At 72.0% G+C, this 13,843-nt stretch carries 13 protein-coding genes; 4 read left to right on the top strand and 9 right to left on the bottom strand.

What is annotated here, in order from left to right; genetic code table 11:
• Positions 1-7: 7 nt before the first annotated feature.
• Entirely contained in the window at positions 8-2,503 is a 2,496-nt protein-coding gene (locus tag ABD191_RS05230; protein WP_344077412.1) for a DEAD/DEAH box helicase, read from the bottom strand.
• Positions 2,504-2,770: 267 nt separating this feature from the next.
• Here ABD191_RS05230 and ABD191_RS05225 point away from each other — a divergent pair, with 267 nt between their 5' ends.
• On the top strand, positions 2,771-3,064 hold the full coding sequence (locus ABD191_RS05225; protein ID WP_344077409.1) for a hypothetical protein: 294 nt from the start codon (positions 2,771-2,773) through the stop codon (positions 3,062-3,064).
• Positions 3,065-3,360: 296 nt separating this feature from the next.
• The gene (locus tag ABD191_RS05220) at positions 3,361-4,323 is read left to right on the top strand and encodes a hypothetical protein (RefSeq protein ID WP_344077407.1); all 963 of its coding nucleotides are present in this window, start codon (positions 3,361-3,363) and stop codon (positions 4,321-4,323) included.
• 61 nt (positions 4,324-4,384) lie between these two features.
• Here the strand turns inward: ABD191_RS05220 and ABD191_RS05215 are convergent, their stop codons facing one another.
• Entirely contained in the window at positions 4,385-5,302 is a 918-nt protein-coding gene (locus ABD191_RS05215) for an NAD-dependent epimerase/dehydratase family protein (RefSeq protein ID WP_344077405.1), read from the bottom strand.
• A 109-nt stretch (positions 5,303-5,411) separates the two neighbouring features.
• On the opposite strand from ABD191_RS05215, the gene ABD191_RS05210 reads away from it, so the two are divergent.
• Both ABD191_RS05210 and ABD191_RS05205 read left to right on the top strand, forming a co-directional pair.
• Positions 5,412-6,098, top strand: coding sequence for a TetR/AcrR family transcriptional regulator (locus ABD191_RS05210; RefSeq protein ID WP_344077403.1), 687 nt, complete (start codon positions 5,412-5,414; stop codon positions 6,096-6,098).
• Positions 6,099-6,166: 68 nt separating this feature from the next.
• Positions 6,167-8,233, top strand: a complete 2,067-nt coding sequence (locus ABD191_RS05205) for a transglycosylase domain-containing protein (RefSeq protein WP_344077401.1) — start codon at positions 6,167-6,169, stop codon at positions 8,231-8,233.
• Positions 8,234-8,294: 61 nt separating this feature from the next.
• On the opposite strand, the gene ABD191_RS05200 is transcribed toward ABD191_RS05205, so the two are convergent.
• The 7 genes from ABD191_RS05200 to ABD191_RS05170 form a co-directional block, all read right to left on the bottom strand.
• Positions 8,295-9,353, bottom strand: coding sequence for a S1 family peptidase (locus ABD191_RS05200; protein WP_344077399.1), 1,059 nt, complete (start codon positions 9,351-9,353; stop codon positions 8,295-8,297).
• A gap of 235 nt (positions 9,354-9,588) precedes the next feature.
• The gene (locus ABD191_RS05195) at positions 9,589-10,077 is read right to left on the bottom strand and encodes a glutathione peroxidase (RefSeq protein ID WP_344077397.1); all 489 of its coding nucleotides are present in this window, start codon (positions 10,075-10,077) and stop codon (positions 9,589-9,591) included.
• Positions 10,074-10,496 carry an ASCH domain-containing protein gene (locus tag ABD191_RS05190; RefSeq protein WP_344077395.1) on the bottom strand — a complete coding sequence of 141 codons (423 nt, stop codon included), beginning with the start codon at positions 10,494-10,496 and terminating at the stop codon, positions 10,074-10,076. Before ABD191_RS05190 ends, ABD191_RS05195 begins: the two co-directional genes overlap by 4 nt.
• A 9-nt stretch (positions 10,497-10,505) precedes the next feature.
• Positions 10,506-11,063 carry a 3'-5' exonuclease family protein gene (locus ABD191_RS05185; RefSeq protein WP_344077393.1) on the bottom strand — a complete coding sequence of 186 codons (558 nt, stop codon included), beginning with the start codon at positions 11,061-11,063 and terminating at the stop codon, positions 10,506-10,508.
• Between the two features lie 9 nt (positions 11,064-11,072).
• Complete coding sequence (locus ABD191_RS05180) at positions 11,073-12,038, bottom strand: NAD(P)-dependent alcohol dehydrogenase (protein WP_344077391.1); 966 nt, start codon at positions 12,036-12,038, stop codon at positions 11,073-11,075.
• Positions 12,039-12,072: 34 nt separating this feature from the next.
• Complete coding sequence (locus ABD191_RS05175; protein ID WP_344077389.1) at positions 12,073-12,975, bottom strand: SseB family protein; 903 nt, start codon at positions 12,973-12,975, stop codon at positions 12,073-12,075.
• Complete coding sequence (locus ABD191_RS05170; RefSeq protein ID WP_344077387.1) at positions 12,966-13,814, bottom strand: SUKH-3 domain-containing protein; 849 nt, start codon at positions 13,812-13,814, stop codon at positions 12,966-12,968. The genes ABD191_RS05175 and ABD191_RS05170 overlap by 10 nt, the downstream gene beginning before the upstream one ends.
• Between the last annotated feature and the right edge of the window lie 29 nt (positions 13,815-13,843).

Raw genomic sequence — 13,843 nt, 5'->3', positions numbered from 1 at the left:
GAGATCGTCAAAGCCGCCCTACGTCAACAATCCGGATCGCGGCGGCGCCCAGCTCGTCGGAGGTGTCCAGGTCGATCTCGGCGGTGATGCCCCAGTCGTGGTCACCGGCCGGGTCGTCGAGGATCTGCCGGACCGTCCACATGTCCCGGCCGGCGTCGATGAGCAGCATCTTCGGGCCGCGCGCCGCGGCGCCCGTACCGATGTCGGTGTGGTCTTCGAAGTAAGGGGCGAGCGCCTGCGCCCAGGCCGCCGCGTCCCAACCCGACTCGGCGTCGAGTTCGCCTAACTCGTCCCAACGTCGCAGGGCCGCCAGGGTGACGCGACGGAACAGGGCGTTGCGCACCAGCACCCGGAACGCGCGGGTGTTGCCGCTGACCGCCGGCGGGCGCTCCTCGGCGACCGGCTCGTCGGTGGGGTTGCGCAGCTTCTCCCACTCGTCGATGAGGCTGGAGTCGACCTGGCGGACCAGCTCCCCCAGCCACTCGATGAGGTCGGCCAGTTCCTCGCTGCGGGCATCCGACGGCACGCTCTGGCGCAGCGCGCGGTAGGCGTCGGCGAGGTAGCGCAGCACCAGGCCCTCGGAGCGGGCCAGGCCGTAGAAGTTGACGTACTCGGTGAAGGTCATGGCCCGCTCGTACATGTCGCGGACCACCGACTTGGGCGAGAGCTGGTGGTCGGCCACCCACGGGTGCCCGGTGCGGTAGGTCTCGAACGCGGCGTCCAGCATGTCGGCCAGCGGCTTGGGCCAGGTGACGCTCTCCAGGAGGTCCATGCGGGCCTCGTACTCGATGCCGTCGGCCTTCATCTGGGCGACCGCCTCGCCCTTGGCCTTGAACTGCTGGGCGGACAGGACCTGCCGCGGGTCGTCCAGCGTCGCCTCGATGACGGAGACGACATCGAGGTGGTACGCGGGGTCGGCCGGGTCGAGCAGTTCCATGGCGGCGAGCGCGAACGGCGACAGCGGCTGGTTGAGCGCGAAGTCGAACTGCAGGTCGACCGTGAGCCGGACGGAGCGCCCTTCGGAGTCAGGCTCAGGCAGCCTCTCGATGACCCCACCGGCGAGCAGCGCGCGGTAGATGGCGATGGCGCGGCGGATGTGCCGGCGCTGCGCGGCGCGGTCCTCGTGGTTGTCCGTGAGCAACTGGCGCATCGCGGCGAACGCGTCGCCCGGCCGGCCGATGACGTTGAGCAGCATGGCGTGGCTGACATGGAACACGCTCGTCAGCGGCTCGGGCTCGGCCGTGGTGAGCCGGTCGAAGGTCGGCTGCCCCCAGCCGATCGACCCCTCGGGCGGCTTGCGGCGCACGACCTTGCGGCGCTTCTTCGGGTCGTCGCCGGCCTTGGCGAGGGCCTTCTCGTTCTCGATGACGTGCTCGGGCGCCTGCACGACGACCGTGCCGAGGGTGTCGAAGCCGGCCCGGCCGGCGCGGCCGGCGATCTGGTGGAACTCGCGCGCCTTGAGCAGCCGGGTCCGCTGTCCGTCGTACTTGGACAGTCCGGTGAACAGGACGGTGCGGATCGGCACGTTGATGCCCACGCCGAGGGTGTCCGTCCCGCAGATCACCTTGAGTAGCCCGGCCTGGGCGAGGGTCTCCACGAGCCGGCGGTACTTGGGCAGCATGCCGGCGTGGTGCACCCCGATGCCGTGACGTACGAGCCGCGACAACGTTTTGCCGAACCCGGCCGTGAACCGGAAGTTGCCGATCTTGGCGGCGATGGCGTCCTTCTCGGCGCGGGTGCACACGTTGACGCTCATCAGGGCCTGGGCGCGTTCCAGCGCCTCGGCCTGGGTGAAGTGCACCACGTACACGGGCGCCTGGTGGGTCTGCAGCAGCTCTTCGAGCGTTTCGTGCAGGGGCGTCATCGCGTACGTGAAGATCAACGGTACGGGACGCTCGGCGCTGGCGACGACGGCCGTGTTGCGGCCGGTGCGACGCGACAGGTCGTCGACGAACCGCGTGACGTCGCCCAGGGTGGCCGACATGAGGACGAACTGGGCCTGCGGCAGGGCGATGAGGGGCACCTGCCACGCCCAGCCCCGGTCGGGCTCGGCGTAGAAGTGGAACTCATCCATGATGACCTGGCCGACATCGGCGTCCGCCCCGCCGCGCAGCGCGATGTTGGCCAGGATCTCGGCCGTGCAGCAGATGATCGGCGCGTCCGCGTTGACGCTCGCGTCGCCGGTGAGCATGCCGACGTTCGCCGGTCCGAACACGTCACACAGCGCGAAGAACTTCTCCGACACGAGCGCTTTGATCGGCGCCGTGTAGTAGGAGCGCTGATTGTTCGCCAGGGCGGCGGCGTGCGCACCGAGCGCCACGAGACTCTTGCCCGACCCGGTCGGGGTGTTCAGGATCACGTTGGCGCCGGTCACGATCTCGATCAGCGCCTCCTCCTGGTGCGGATAGAGGCTGAGCCCCTGGCCGCTCGCCCACGTGGCGATGGCGTCGAAGAGGGCGTCGGGGCCGGCGTCGGCGCCGGGAAGCTGATCGGTGAGCGTCATGGCCGCTCCATCCTGCCCGCCCGGCGCGCCGATCACCAACCCCGCCCGCCGCTCACGTCCACCCGAGTCGCGGCGTGCGCGTCCACCGGCCGGACCGCCGGCCGGTGGACGCGGGAAATCAGCGACCGGCTATCACTCGATCATGGAATGGCGTCGTACCCGGACCCGATGCGGGTCCATCCGCTCTGGCAGATGACCGTGGAGGAGACCCCGCCGCCCGCGGTGCGCCAGGGACCGTAGCGCCACTCGGTGCGGTAACCGATAGCCGTGAAGCAATTGATCTTCGCGCGGAAGGTTGAGGGGGCGTGCCCTCCGCAGTACACCGTGACGGTTGCCGTTCCGGGCGTGCTCACCGTGCAAGGTCCGATCGAGGCCTGCGCCGGAGTGGCGACAAGCAGACTCGCGGCGATGCCGGCGATGGCCAGTAGGGAGACTCTGCGGGCGATTCGAAACATTCAAAATCCTTTCGGAAACGACTTCGAAAATCGAAAATTCGCCGCTCTATCTGCAGAAGAGTTCGATGCGCGACTATGTCATGCGCGAAATCACCACGTCAAGTAGCGCTTCACATTGACACGTCTTCGCAGCCGGAGACAGTCGGGGGCGCCACATTAGTCTGACCTCCGAAAAAAGTAAGGCTCATTCTGTGCGACTCAGTTCATCTCCTTTTCTCCCGACAGCGCCGCATCCGTGTTGAAGTTTCGGAGCGCGTCGAGTTTCCCCTCAGCGCTCTTCCGAAAACAATTCCTCCACCTACACCGGTCGCGACCGGTAAACCACATCGGCGGGGTACGCGTCACTTCGACGTACCCGTCCACTGTGGGTCCGGACGGGCGCCGTCCGGGGAAGGAGCGTCCATGCCTATGTCGTTGTCCCGGTTGACCGCCATGGCGGTCACGCTGACTGCCGTGCTCGTCGCGAGCGCGGCGCCGGCCCAGGCACAGGCCGTCGCGCCGACCGTGCTGCGCATGGTCGACCTGGGCACGTTGGGTGGCGAGAGCAGCTACGCCATCGCGATGAACGACCTCGGCGAGGTGGTCGGCAACAGCGCCACCGTCGACGGCAGCTGGCACGGGTTCGTCTGGCGCGAGGGAAGGATGACGGACCTGGGCGCGCTGGAGCCGGCCGACATCAACAACAAGGGTCAGATCGCCGGCCAGCTCGACGGGGTCGCGGTCGTCTGGACGGAGGGCCGGGTGACGACGATCGGCACCTTCGGCGGCACCTACAGCCGGCCGATCTCGATCAACGACAAGGGCCACGTCGTCGGCGTCGCGGCGACCGGGGACGGCAGCACCGTGCCCTTCCTGTGGCGCCACGGCACGCTGACCCGGCTGCCGCTCGACGACGTGTCCGACCTGAACGACAAGGGCGTCGTGTCGGGTGGTCGGCTGGTCGAGGGCGGTTTCCACGCGGGCACGTGGCGCGGCGGCGCCGTGACGGACCTGGGCGCCGGGGCGTTCAACCGCAGCAACACGTACGGGATCAACGAGAAGGGTTGGGTGATCGGCTGGGTCTTCTCGGCCGGGCAGCGCGAGCGCGGCGCCCTGTGGCGCGGTGGGGAGCTGACCGACGTCGGCACGCTCGGCGGCGACACCACCCACCTGATCGCGATCAACGACAGGGGCCGCGTCCTCGCCACGTCCCAGCTCGCGGACGGCGGCGTCCACCCGGCGTCCTGGTACCGCGGCGCGTGGACCGACCTGACGACCCGTGGCGTGAACTCGGAGGCGGACCTCGTCGACCTCAACGACAACGGCCAGATCGCCGGGGCGTACCGGCCGGTGTTCGGCATCTCCCACGCGATCATCTACACGTAGCGACGGACCGCGGCGGGAACGGGGGGACGTTCCCGCCGCGGCTTCAACGCCCCCACGGGACTCACGCGGCGCGCAGGCGGGCGGCGGTGTCGCGGAGCACCTCGTCCAGCGGGGTCGGGTGCAGGGCGAACGTCTGCGTGGTCTCCGTGGAGTCGATGACGAACGGGTCGGTGAACTGGTAGCGGGTCGTCTCCAGCTCGCGGACGAACCGGTCGAACAGGCCCACGGCGCGTACCGCCGCGTGCGGGATGGTGGCCAGCTTGGCGGCCGGGGCGCCGTTGGCGGTCACGAAGCGGTCGGCGAGCTGGCGGATCGTCATGGCCGGGTGGCTGGGGACCAGCCAGGCGCGGCCGAAGGACCGCTCGTCGGTGGCGACCGTCGCGAGGGTACGCGCCGCGTCGGTGGTCGAGGTGAAGCTGTGCGGCACGTCCAGCGGGGCCGGCGACCAGGCGCGCTTGCCGGCGAGCAGCCGGCCGCCGAGGGCGAAGCTGAAGATCGACTGCGCTTCGAGGTAGTCGCTGGCGCGGACCTCGACGGCCCGGATGCGGCCGGCCTCGTGCCACGCGAGGGCCTCGCGCCACATGTCGGCGCGCATGCGCAGCTTCGGGTGCGTCGCGGCGAGCGGGGTGTGCGCGGTCATGACCCCGCTGCCCGGGCCGTGCCCGTACAGGCAGCCCATGACGACCAGCGCGGCGCCGCTGCGCTCCGCGGCGGTGAGCAGCGACGCGGCCAGCGGCGGCCAGTCGGTGAGCCAGCGGTCGTAGGCCGGGTTGGCGCAGTTGTAGAGGGCGACCGCGCCCTCGGTGAGCGCGGCCAGCCGGTCGGCGTCCGTGGCGTCGGCGGCGACGCGTTCGATGGCCGGGTGCGCCGGGCCGGAGCCGCTGCGCGTGATGACGCGGACGCGGTCGCCGCGCTCGGCGAGCAGGCGGGCCGTGGTGGCGCCGACGGCGCCGGAGCCGACGATGACGTGCAGGTTCATGTGGTTCTCCCCAGTCGTGAGAGCAGTGCTCTCGTTCTGGAGCGATGATTACACAACGTCGGGCGGCTACGCAAGAGCACTGCTCTCGCATGTGTGCGACAATCTCCGCATGCCTGCTGGATCGATCCGCGCCCGGGTGCGCGCCGAGATGCTCGCCGAGATCAAGGCGGTGGCGCGCCGGCATCTGGCCACCGACGGCGCCAACCTGTCCCTGCGTGCCGTCGCCCGCGACATGGGCATGGTCTCCTCGGCGCTCTACCGCTACTACGCCAGCCGGGACGAGCTGCTCACCGCGCTGATCGTCGACGCGTACAACGCGCTCGGCGACGCCGTGGAGGGTGCCGACGCGGCCGTCACCGACCGGGGCGACGTGCGCGGGCGCTGGCTCGCCTGCTGCCACGCGGTGCGCGACTGGGCGCTGGCCGAGCCCGCCGAGTACGCGCTGATCTTCGGTAGCCCGGTGCCCGGCTACGCGGCGCCGACGGAGACCGTCCTCGCCGCCCGGCGCACGCCCCTCGCGCTGATCCGGGTCGCCATGGACGCCTCGGCGGCCGGCGGCCGGCCGCGCATCGGCGACGTGCCCGCCGCCGTCGCCCCCGACCTCGCCACCGTGCGGGACGCCCTCGGCGTCGAGCTACCCGACGACGTCCTGCTCGCCGGGTCGTACGCGTGGATCCATCTGTTCGGGGCCGTCAGCTTCGAACTGTTCGGACAGCTCAACAACACCATCACCGCGCGACGGGAGTACTTCGAGCATCAGATGACCGCGGTGGGTGAGCAGTTCCTCGGCGTCTGACGGGGCAGCCCGATGGGGCATCCACCGCCATAATGGTGCGGCTCGTGCCCCGACGGCGAAGGATTCCGATGGACACGGAGAAAAGCCCGGACCACGATGAGACACCCGCCGAGACCGGGAACGCCGCGAAACGGCCGCGCCGGTTCCGCAAGCTGGTGATTATCCTTGCCGTTCTGGCCAGCGTGCTCGGCATCGGAGCGGCGACCATCGGCTACTACATCTCCACTGTGCCCGTGCCCGAGACGCTGACGCTGCCAGAGGCGACGGTCGTCTACTACTCCGACGGCACGACGGAGATGGCGCGCCTCGGCGACCAGAACCGCACCGTCATCGACACGACGACACTGCCGCCGTACGTGGCATGGGCCGTCATGGCCGCGGAGGACCGCTCGTTCGAGACGAACCCGGGCGTGGACCTCGGCGACCTGGTGCGCGGCGCGGTCGGCGGCGCGGACGAGGACGGGGCCGCCACCATCACCATGCAGTACGCGCGCATGGCGGCGGACCTGAGCGACGGGAGCAGGCCCGATGTCGCGGTGATGGCGTGGAAGCTCGACGACCAGTACACCAAAGCCGAGATCATGGGCTTCTACCTGAACACGGTCTACTTCGGGCGCGGCGCGTACGGCATCGAGGCGGCCGCCCATGCGTACTTCAAGAAGCCGGCCACCTCGCTCAGCCTCGGCGAGGCCATGGTCCTGGCCGCTGTCATCAAGTCGCCGGGCGACTCCGCGTTCGACCCGTCGGTGAACCGGCGGGCCGCCCAGGACCGCTGGGCCTACATCCGCGACGGCCTTACCCACGCGATGAAGAAGCTTTCGGCCGACGAGGCCGCGGCGTTGACCTACCCCGAGACGTTCGTGAAGTGGTCGCCGAACATGCCCAGCAGCACGAGCCGGCTGGACCGGCCGACCGGCCTCGTCGTGCAGCAGGCGCTCAGCGAGCTGCGCCAGCTGCCGGAGTTTCGCGACAAGCCGGCCGACTATCTGCGCAACGGCGGACTCAAGATCGTCACGACGATCGACAAGGAGGCCGAGAGCCTCGCGATCGCCCTAGCCGACGAGACCGCCAACCGCTCGCACCTGGCCGGCAAGCCCAAGGGCCTGCGGGCCGCGCTCGTCGCGGTCGAGCCCGGCACCGGCCGGGTGCTCGCCTACTTCGGCGGCCATAGCGGCACGGGCGCCGACTACGCCGGCTGGTACTACGACGAGCACGGCACGCCGACCGGCTACGGCGCGCACCCGCCGGGCGCCACGTTCGCCATCTACGACGTGGCGGCCGCGCTGAAGGAGGGCATCTCGCTGAAGTCGTACTGGGACGCCAGCCGGGTCAAGGCGTTCCCCAGGAGCGGACGCACCGCCGACAGTCCGGTCCGGGAGAACGTCGCGGCGGACTGCCAGCCCACCTGCACGCTGCTGCAGGCGGCGCGGGCGGGGCTCACCGTCCCGCTGTTCGGCCTCACCGAACAGGTCGGCATGCCCAAGGTGCTCGACATGGCGCGGGCGGCCGGCGTGCGCGACATGTGGGCCCGGTCCGCCGGCGGGATCACGCGCGTCGACCTGCGCGCGGCGCCCGACCAGGCGGTCCTGGCCCAGTTCGGCACGGAGGTGGGCATCGGCCAGTACCCCGTCACGGTCGTCGACCAGGCCGGCGCCATGGCCACGTTCGCGGCCGGCGGCGTGCGCGCGCAGACGCACTTCGTCAAGGAGGTCACCAAGGCCGGTGCCACCGTGTACGCGGAGAAGCTGCCCACCGGTGCCACCGAGCGCGTCCTCAGCGCGGCGGCGGTGGCCGATCTCAGCCACACGTTCCAGCGGCGCCTGGCGGACGGGCAGGACGCCGCCGTGGTCAACGGCACCTGGCAGTACGCCGACAGCGCCACCGACATCGCGCACGCCTGGACGTTCGGTTACACCCGCAGGCTCGCCGTCGCGGTGTGGACCGGCAACCAGGCCCAGGAACGCCCGCTGCGCCTGGCCGACGGCCGGCGGATGACCGCCGACACGGTCGCGGGGCCGATCTTCCGCGACTTCACCGTCCAGGCCAGCAAGGCGCTGGGCCTCGCCCACGAGCCGTTCGGCCCGCCCGCCTTCCTGGGCGACGCGAGCGCCGGCAACGCGCCGCCGCCCCGCTAGCCGCGGCGGTCCGCCGACGGGTCGGCGGGCGGGGCACCTCGCCCCGCCCGCCGACGTCGGGTCAGTACACCTGGACGCCGTAGACGCTCAGCGGCTCGACGACGGGTTGGAAGAACGTGATGCCGCCCGACGAGCAGTTGCCGCTGCCGCCGGAGGTCAGCCCGTACGCGACGGTGCCCGAGTACAGCGGGCCGCCGCTGTCTCCGCCCTCGGCGCAGACCGTCGTGCGGATCATGCCGCTGACCGAGCCCTCCTGGTAGTTCACCGTCGTGTTGAGGGCCGTCACCCGGCCGGACCGGGTGCCGGTCGTGGAGCCCCGGCGGGTGACCGTCTGGTTCACCACCGGCGTACCCGCCGACGCGATGTCCTGCCCGCCCACGGTGCCGGGCGGGGTGCCGGTCGTGGTGTACCGGATGATCGCGTAGTCGTTGCCCGGGAAGCTGCTGCCCGCGCGGGTGCCCAGCACCTGCGTACGCGCCGAGTTGGCGTACCAGGTGGAGCCCAGGTTGCCGCAGTGCCCGGCCGTGAGGAAGTAGTACGTCGAGCCGGACCGCACGTTGAACCCGAGCGAGCAGCGGTAGCCGCCCGTGTAGATGGCGTCGCCGCCGCTCGCGGTGAGGGTGAACGCGGCGGAGACCCGCTCCACACGCACGGCGTCGCCCAACCGGGAGACCGCCGCGTTGAGCTTGGCCAGGTTCGCGCCGGTCACGCTCGGGTCGACCGAGACCAGGACCTGGTTGCTGACCGGGTCGACGGCCCACGCCGTACCCGGGATGCGCGCCGTGCGGCCCAGTTCGCCCATCGCGCTGTTGAGCTCGGCGGCCGAGCGGGCGACGACCCGCGGCGTGGCGCCCGCCGCGCGGACCGCCGTGGCGGCGGACGCGTCGGACACGTTCACCACCAGGGCGCCCGATCCGTCCAGATAGGACCCGGCTGTGCGGGCCCCGAGCGACCGCGCCAGTTCCGCGGCGACGGCCGCGGCGCGCGGTCCGGTGTCGGGCGCGTCGCCCGGGCCGACCGGCGCGGCGGCGGCCGTGGGGGCGTTGAACAGTGCGCCGATGAGTACGGCTGCGGCGCCCGCGGGCGCCCATCGAAGCAGCGCCGACCTTGTGAGTCTCACGCCGACCTCCCCAGAGAAACTGGGATACGGCCCCGGTTGGGCCGTATCTGGATAGGCCGGACGGATCCCCCGTGTGGATCTCAATCCATCGATGTCAGGCCATGCCGGGATCCTCCCAGTCGAAACATCGATGTACAACAATTACAAGGGAAAACCCTCATGCTCATACACGCACGAAACACACCTGGGCCCGCGCGGGGTCGAGGCCGCGCCACGACGGCCGACCGGATGAGGGTCACCTGCCGGCGACGGCCGCCTCGATCGCCTCGACCAGTTCGGGGGCGTCCGGCGTGACGCCCGGACGGAACCGGCGCACGGAGCCGTCGGGCGCCACGAGGAACTTCTCGAAGTTCCACTGCACGTCCCCGGCCTCGCCGTCCGCATCGGGCGTGGCGGTCAGGCGGGCGTACAGCTCGTGCCGGCCCGGCCCGTTGACGTCGACCTTCTCCGTGAGCGGGAACGTCACGCCGTAGTTGACCTGGCAGAACTGCTCGATCTCGTCGGCCGTGCCCGGCTCCTGGCCGGCGAACTGGTTGCACGGCACCCCGAGCACGACCAGTCCCCGGTCGGCGTACGTGTCCGCGAGCTTCTGCAGCCCCGCGTACTGCGGGGTGAGGCCGCACCTGGAGGCCACGTTGACCACGAGGACCGTCCTGCCCCGGTACTGCGAGAGGTCCGCCGGGCCGCCCCGCAGGGCGTCGATCGCCACGTCATAGATCGTCATGCCGGCCAGCCTACGTCGGCCGATGACGGGACAACGCGCAAGCGAAGGCAGACGATCTCGGTATCGTCGGTGACGGCCCGGCCCTCGACAGTGCGCCAGTAGCGCAGGTGGCCGGCGCGCCACTCCTCGATCGACGCGTGACCCTCCCCCTCGGCCCGGGCGAACTCCCACGGCACGTCGGCGAAGCGGACCTGGGTCACGTCGGTCACCTCCACCGTGGCCACGCGCGCGCCGGCGTCGTCGAGCAGGGCGAGCCGCTCCCCCACGTACTCCAGCGCCTCGCCCTCGTCGAGGTACTCGTCGAGCACGCCGGCGGTCGCCCGCTTGGCGCCCGACAGCACGAGCGCGTTCAGCCGCGCACGCATCTCCCCCGGGCTGCCCAGTTCCAGCGCCCGCAGGCCGTCAACCCGAGGCCACATGCGCCCAGGCTACGGGACCCGGCGGGGGTTGGCGGCGAGGATGTTGCAGAACAGGGCGCCCTGTTCGATCGCGTCGTCGAGGGCGACATGGCTGTGCGGCAGGTCGTCGAACCAGCTGCGCGGCATGGCGCGCTTGGTGGTCGCCCGGTAGTCCGTGCCCAGCACCGCCATCGCGTACGACTTGATGTCGAGCGCCGAGTGCGAGAACGGGCTGGAGCCGGCGAACCGGATCAGATACCAGTACACGAAGAGGAAGTCGAACGCGGCCGGGTAGCCGACGAACACCGGCCTGCCCGGCAGCTCAACAAGCCATGACCGGTACCGGACCATCGCGGTCTCGGGCGCCTGCTGGTCGGCACGGCACGCCGCCCAGGCCCGCGGCTGGGTCGCCCACCACGCCATGGTCTTCTCGTCGCCGCTCGCGCCCGGCAGGGTGGCGAGGTTGGCGCTGAACGTCCCCACCAGGTCCTTGCCCGCGGTATACGCCGCGGACGCGAAGCTCAGCATGGAGTTCGGCCCGGGTATGGGCCCGTCGGTCTCGACGTCCGTGCTGACGTAGATCTCCACGCCCGCACGCTACGCCACGGTGATGACGACCTTGCCCCTGGCGTGGCCGGCGCCCAGGTAGCGCAGGGCCTCGGGTACCTCGCCCAGCGGGTAGCTACGGTCGATGACGGTGCGCACGCGGCCCGTCGAGCACATTTCGACGAGCGGGGCAATGTGCTGCACGCCCAGCCGGACGACGAGCAGGCCGATCTTCTTGTCCCCGGCGCGGCCGACGAGCGGCCCGGCGAGGAGCACCCGCGCCAGTGTCCGCACCGACCCGCCGACGTAGAGGAACCGGCCGCCCGGCGCGAGCGCCCGCGCGTACGCCGCGGCGGGCCGGTAGGCGGCCAGGTCGAGGATCAGGTCGTACGTCTCGCCGCGCGCCGTGTAGTCCTCCCGGCGGTAGTCGATAACGTGGTCGGCGCCCAGGGAGCGCATGAAGTCGAGCTTCTCCGCGTTGTCCACGCCGGTGACCTCGGCGCCGGCCAGCTTCGCGAGCTGGATGGCGTACGAGCCGGAGCCGCCGCCCGCGCCGTTGATGAGTACCCGCTGGCCCGCCCGGGCCTGCCCCTTCTCCCGGATGCCGTCCAGCGCGACCGCGCCGGCCTGAGGCAGGGCGGCCGCCTCCACAAAGGACATGCCGGCCGGCACGGGAGCGAGGACCTTCGCCGGCACCCGCACGTACTCGGCGAAACCCCCCAGGTAGCTGAGGATGTCCGCGAAGACCGCGTCGCCCGGCTCGAACCCCGTCACGCCCGCGCCGGTCGACTCGACCGTGCCGGCGATGTCGGAGCCCAGCACGTGGCGGCGCGGCCGGAACACCCCGCCGAGGCGGGCGTACGCGGGCCGGCCGCGCAGGTTCTCCCAGTCGGACGCGTTGAGCGACACGGCGTGCACCTTCACCAGCACCTCGCCCGGGCGCGGCTCGGGCACCGGCAGGTCAACGAGCCGGAGCACGTCCGGTGAGCCGTACCGGGTGTAGGCGACCGCTCTCATGGCGTCCATCATTGGGCACCGCGGCAAACCGGCCCTACCCCGGCGCGGCGCCCTCACGCGCCAGCCGCGCCACGGCCGCGCGGGCGGCCTCCTCCGCGGCCTGCAACCGCTGGGCCGGCGGCAGGTTGGGGTCGACCGTCGCGGCGGCCTTCTCGGCCTCCGTCACCGCGCGGTCGAGCCACCGCCGCAGGCCACCCACGGCCTCGCCGGAGATCATGCCGGCGATCGGCGAGCCCGGGTTCACCGCGAGGGCGTCCACCTCCTCCGGCCAGGCCGACATCAGGTTCACCAGGCTCACGGTCACGTACGCGGCGTCGTCGCCCAGCTCCGCGCGCAGCCGCTCGCGCGAGGTGTACACGACCACGGACTGCCCGCCGTCCGGCGTGACCGAGCGCCACCAGCCGAACTCCGGGTCGGTCAGATCGGTGCTCGGCCCGCAGCCGGGCGCCATCGGCAGCGCGAGGTCCGCGTCGAGCAGCGCCTGGGCGTACCCGGCCTGGTCGCCGGCGTGCAGGGCGGCGCGCAGCCGGGCGTCGACCGGGAAGGCGAGCTGCTCGCCCCGCCGGGCCGCCTCGCGCACCATGTCGGCGTCGAGCAGCAGCGCCAGCGAGGTGCCCGGGTTGACCGCCAGCCACACCGCCGGGTCGGGCCACGCGTCCGCCAGGTCGGCGAACAGCGAGCTCCGGTGGGCGGCTTCGGTGCCCACGGTCGCGCGCAGCGCGGCCGCCGAGGTGAACGCGATGACGAAGGTGCGCCCGTCCGCCTGCCCGGTGGGCCACGCGGGCTCGGCGAGCCCGCCGGGCGGCTGCGGCAGCAGTAGCGCCGCGGAACCGAGGATCGCCTGGGCGTCGTCGCGGTCGGCGCGGTTCACCGCGTCGCGCAGCGCGCGCTCCAGGCTGTTGGTGGGCCGCCACTGCGGGACGGCGGTCACGTCCACGTGCCGTCTTCCCGCAGCCGGGCGGGCGCCCGACCGGTCAGCAACGCGTCCAGCGCCCCGTCGATCCCGTCGCCCAGCCACCACTCGGCCGTCGCGTCGATCACGAACACCCGGCCGTCCTCGTCGATCGCCAGGAGCCCGGCCCCGTCGTCGGTCACGCCGAGCGGAGTGACCTTGCGGCCGATCGCGGTGCCCAGCGCGGCCATCGTGCCCACGGTGTGCAGGGCGCGCGTGGGATCGATCACGTACCCGGTCGGCGCCACCTGATCCCCCGGGCCGGAGGCCTCGACCCGCGACCCGCCGTAGCGGGAAAACGCCGCGACCGCGGCCGGCACGACGTCGTGGCGGCGGCCGTCCGGCGCGGCGTACGACCCGAGCGCCAACCGCCACCGCTGGGCGAGGCCGGCCGCGGTGCCGCCGGCGGCCGCCAGGTCACGCACGGCGGCGACCGGCGTGCCGATGGCCTCGACGCCGAACCAGTCGAGCAGCGCGGCACACGAGCGGCACGACGGGCACGGCGTGCCGTGCACCGGGTCCCCGGGCTCGCGCACCCACACCACGCTCAGGGTGGCGCCCCACAGCTCGGCCCGCGCCGCGGACCCGGTCAGCGGGCCGGGCCGGTCGCGCTCGGCCAGGTGCAACCGGTCCGAGATGAGCACGGTCTCGGCGCACCAGCCGGCGAACCGCTCGCGCTGCGCCGCCGGCAGCTCGTGCAGGAAGCGGCGGACCACCGGATGCAGATCGGGTGCGGTGTCGCCGCGCACCGAGGTGTGCCGGAAGACCACACCGTCGATGAGCAAGGCGCCTGCGGTCAGGGGAAGACTTCGAGGTGCGTTCATCGCTCACCGACCATAGCGGCACACCACCC

This window comes from Luedemannella helvata (assembly GCF_039528415.1).
In the GTDB taxonomy this organism is placed as follows: domain Bacteria; phylum Actinomycetota; class Actinomycetes; order Mycobacteriales; family Micromonosporaceae; genus Luedemannella; species Luedemannella helvata.
Note: the sequence above shows the minus strand (reverse complement) of the source record. Positions and strands in the feature narration are given on the sequence as shown.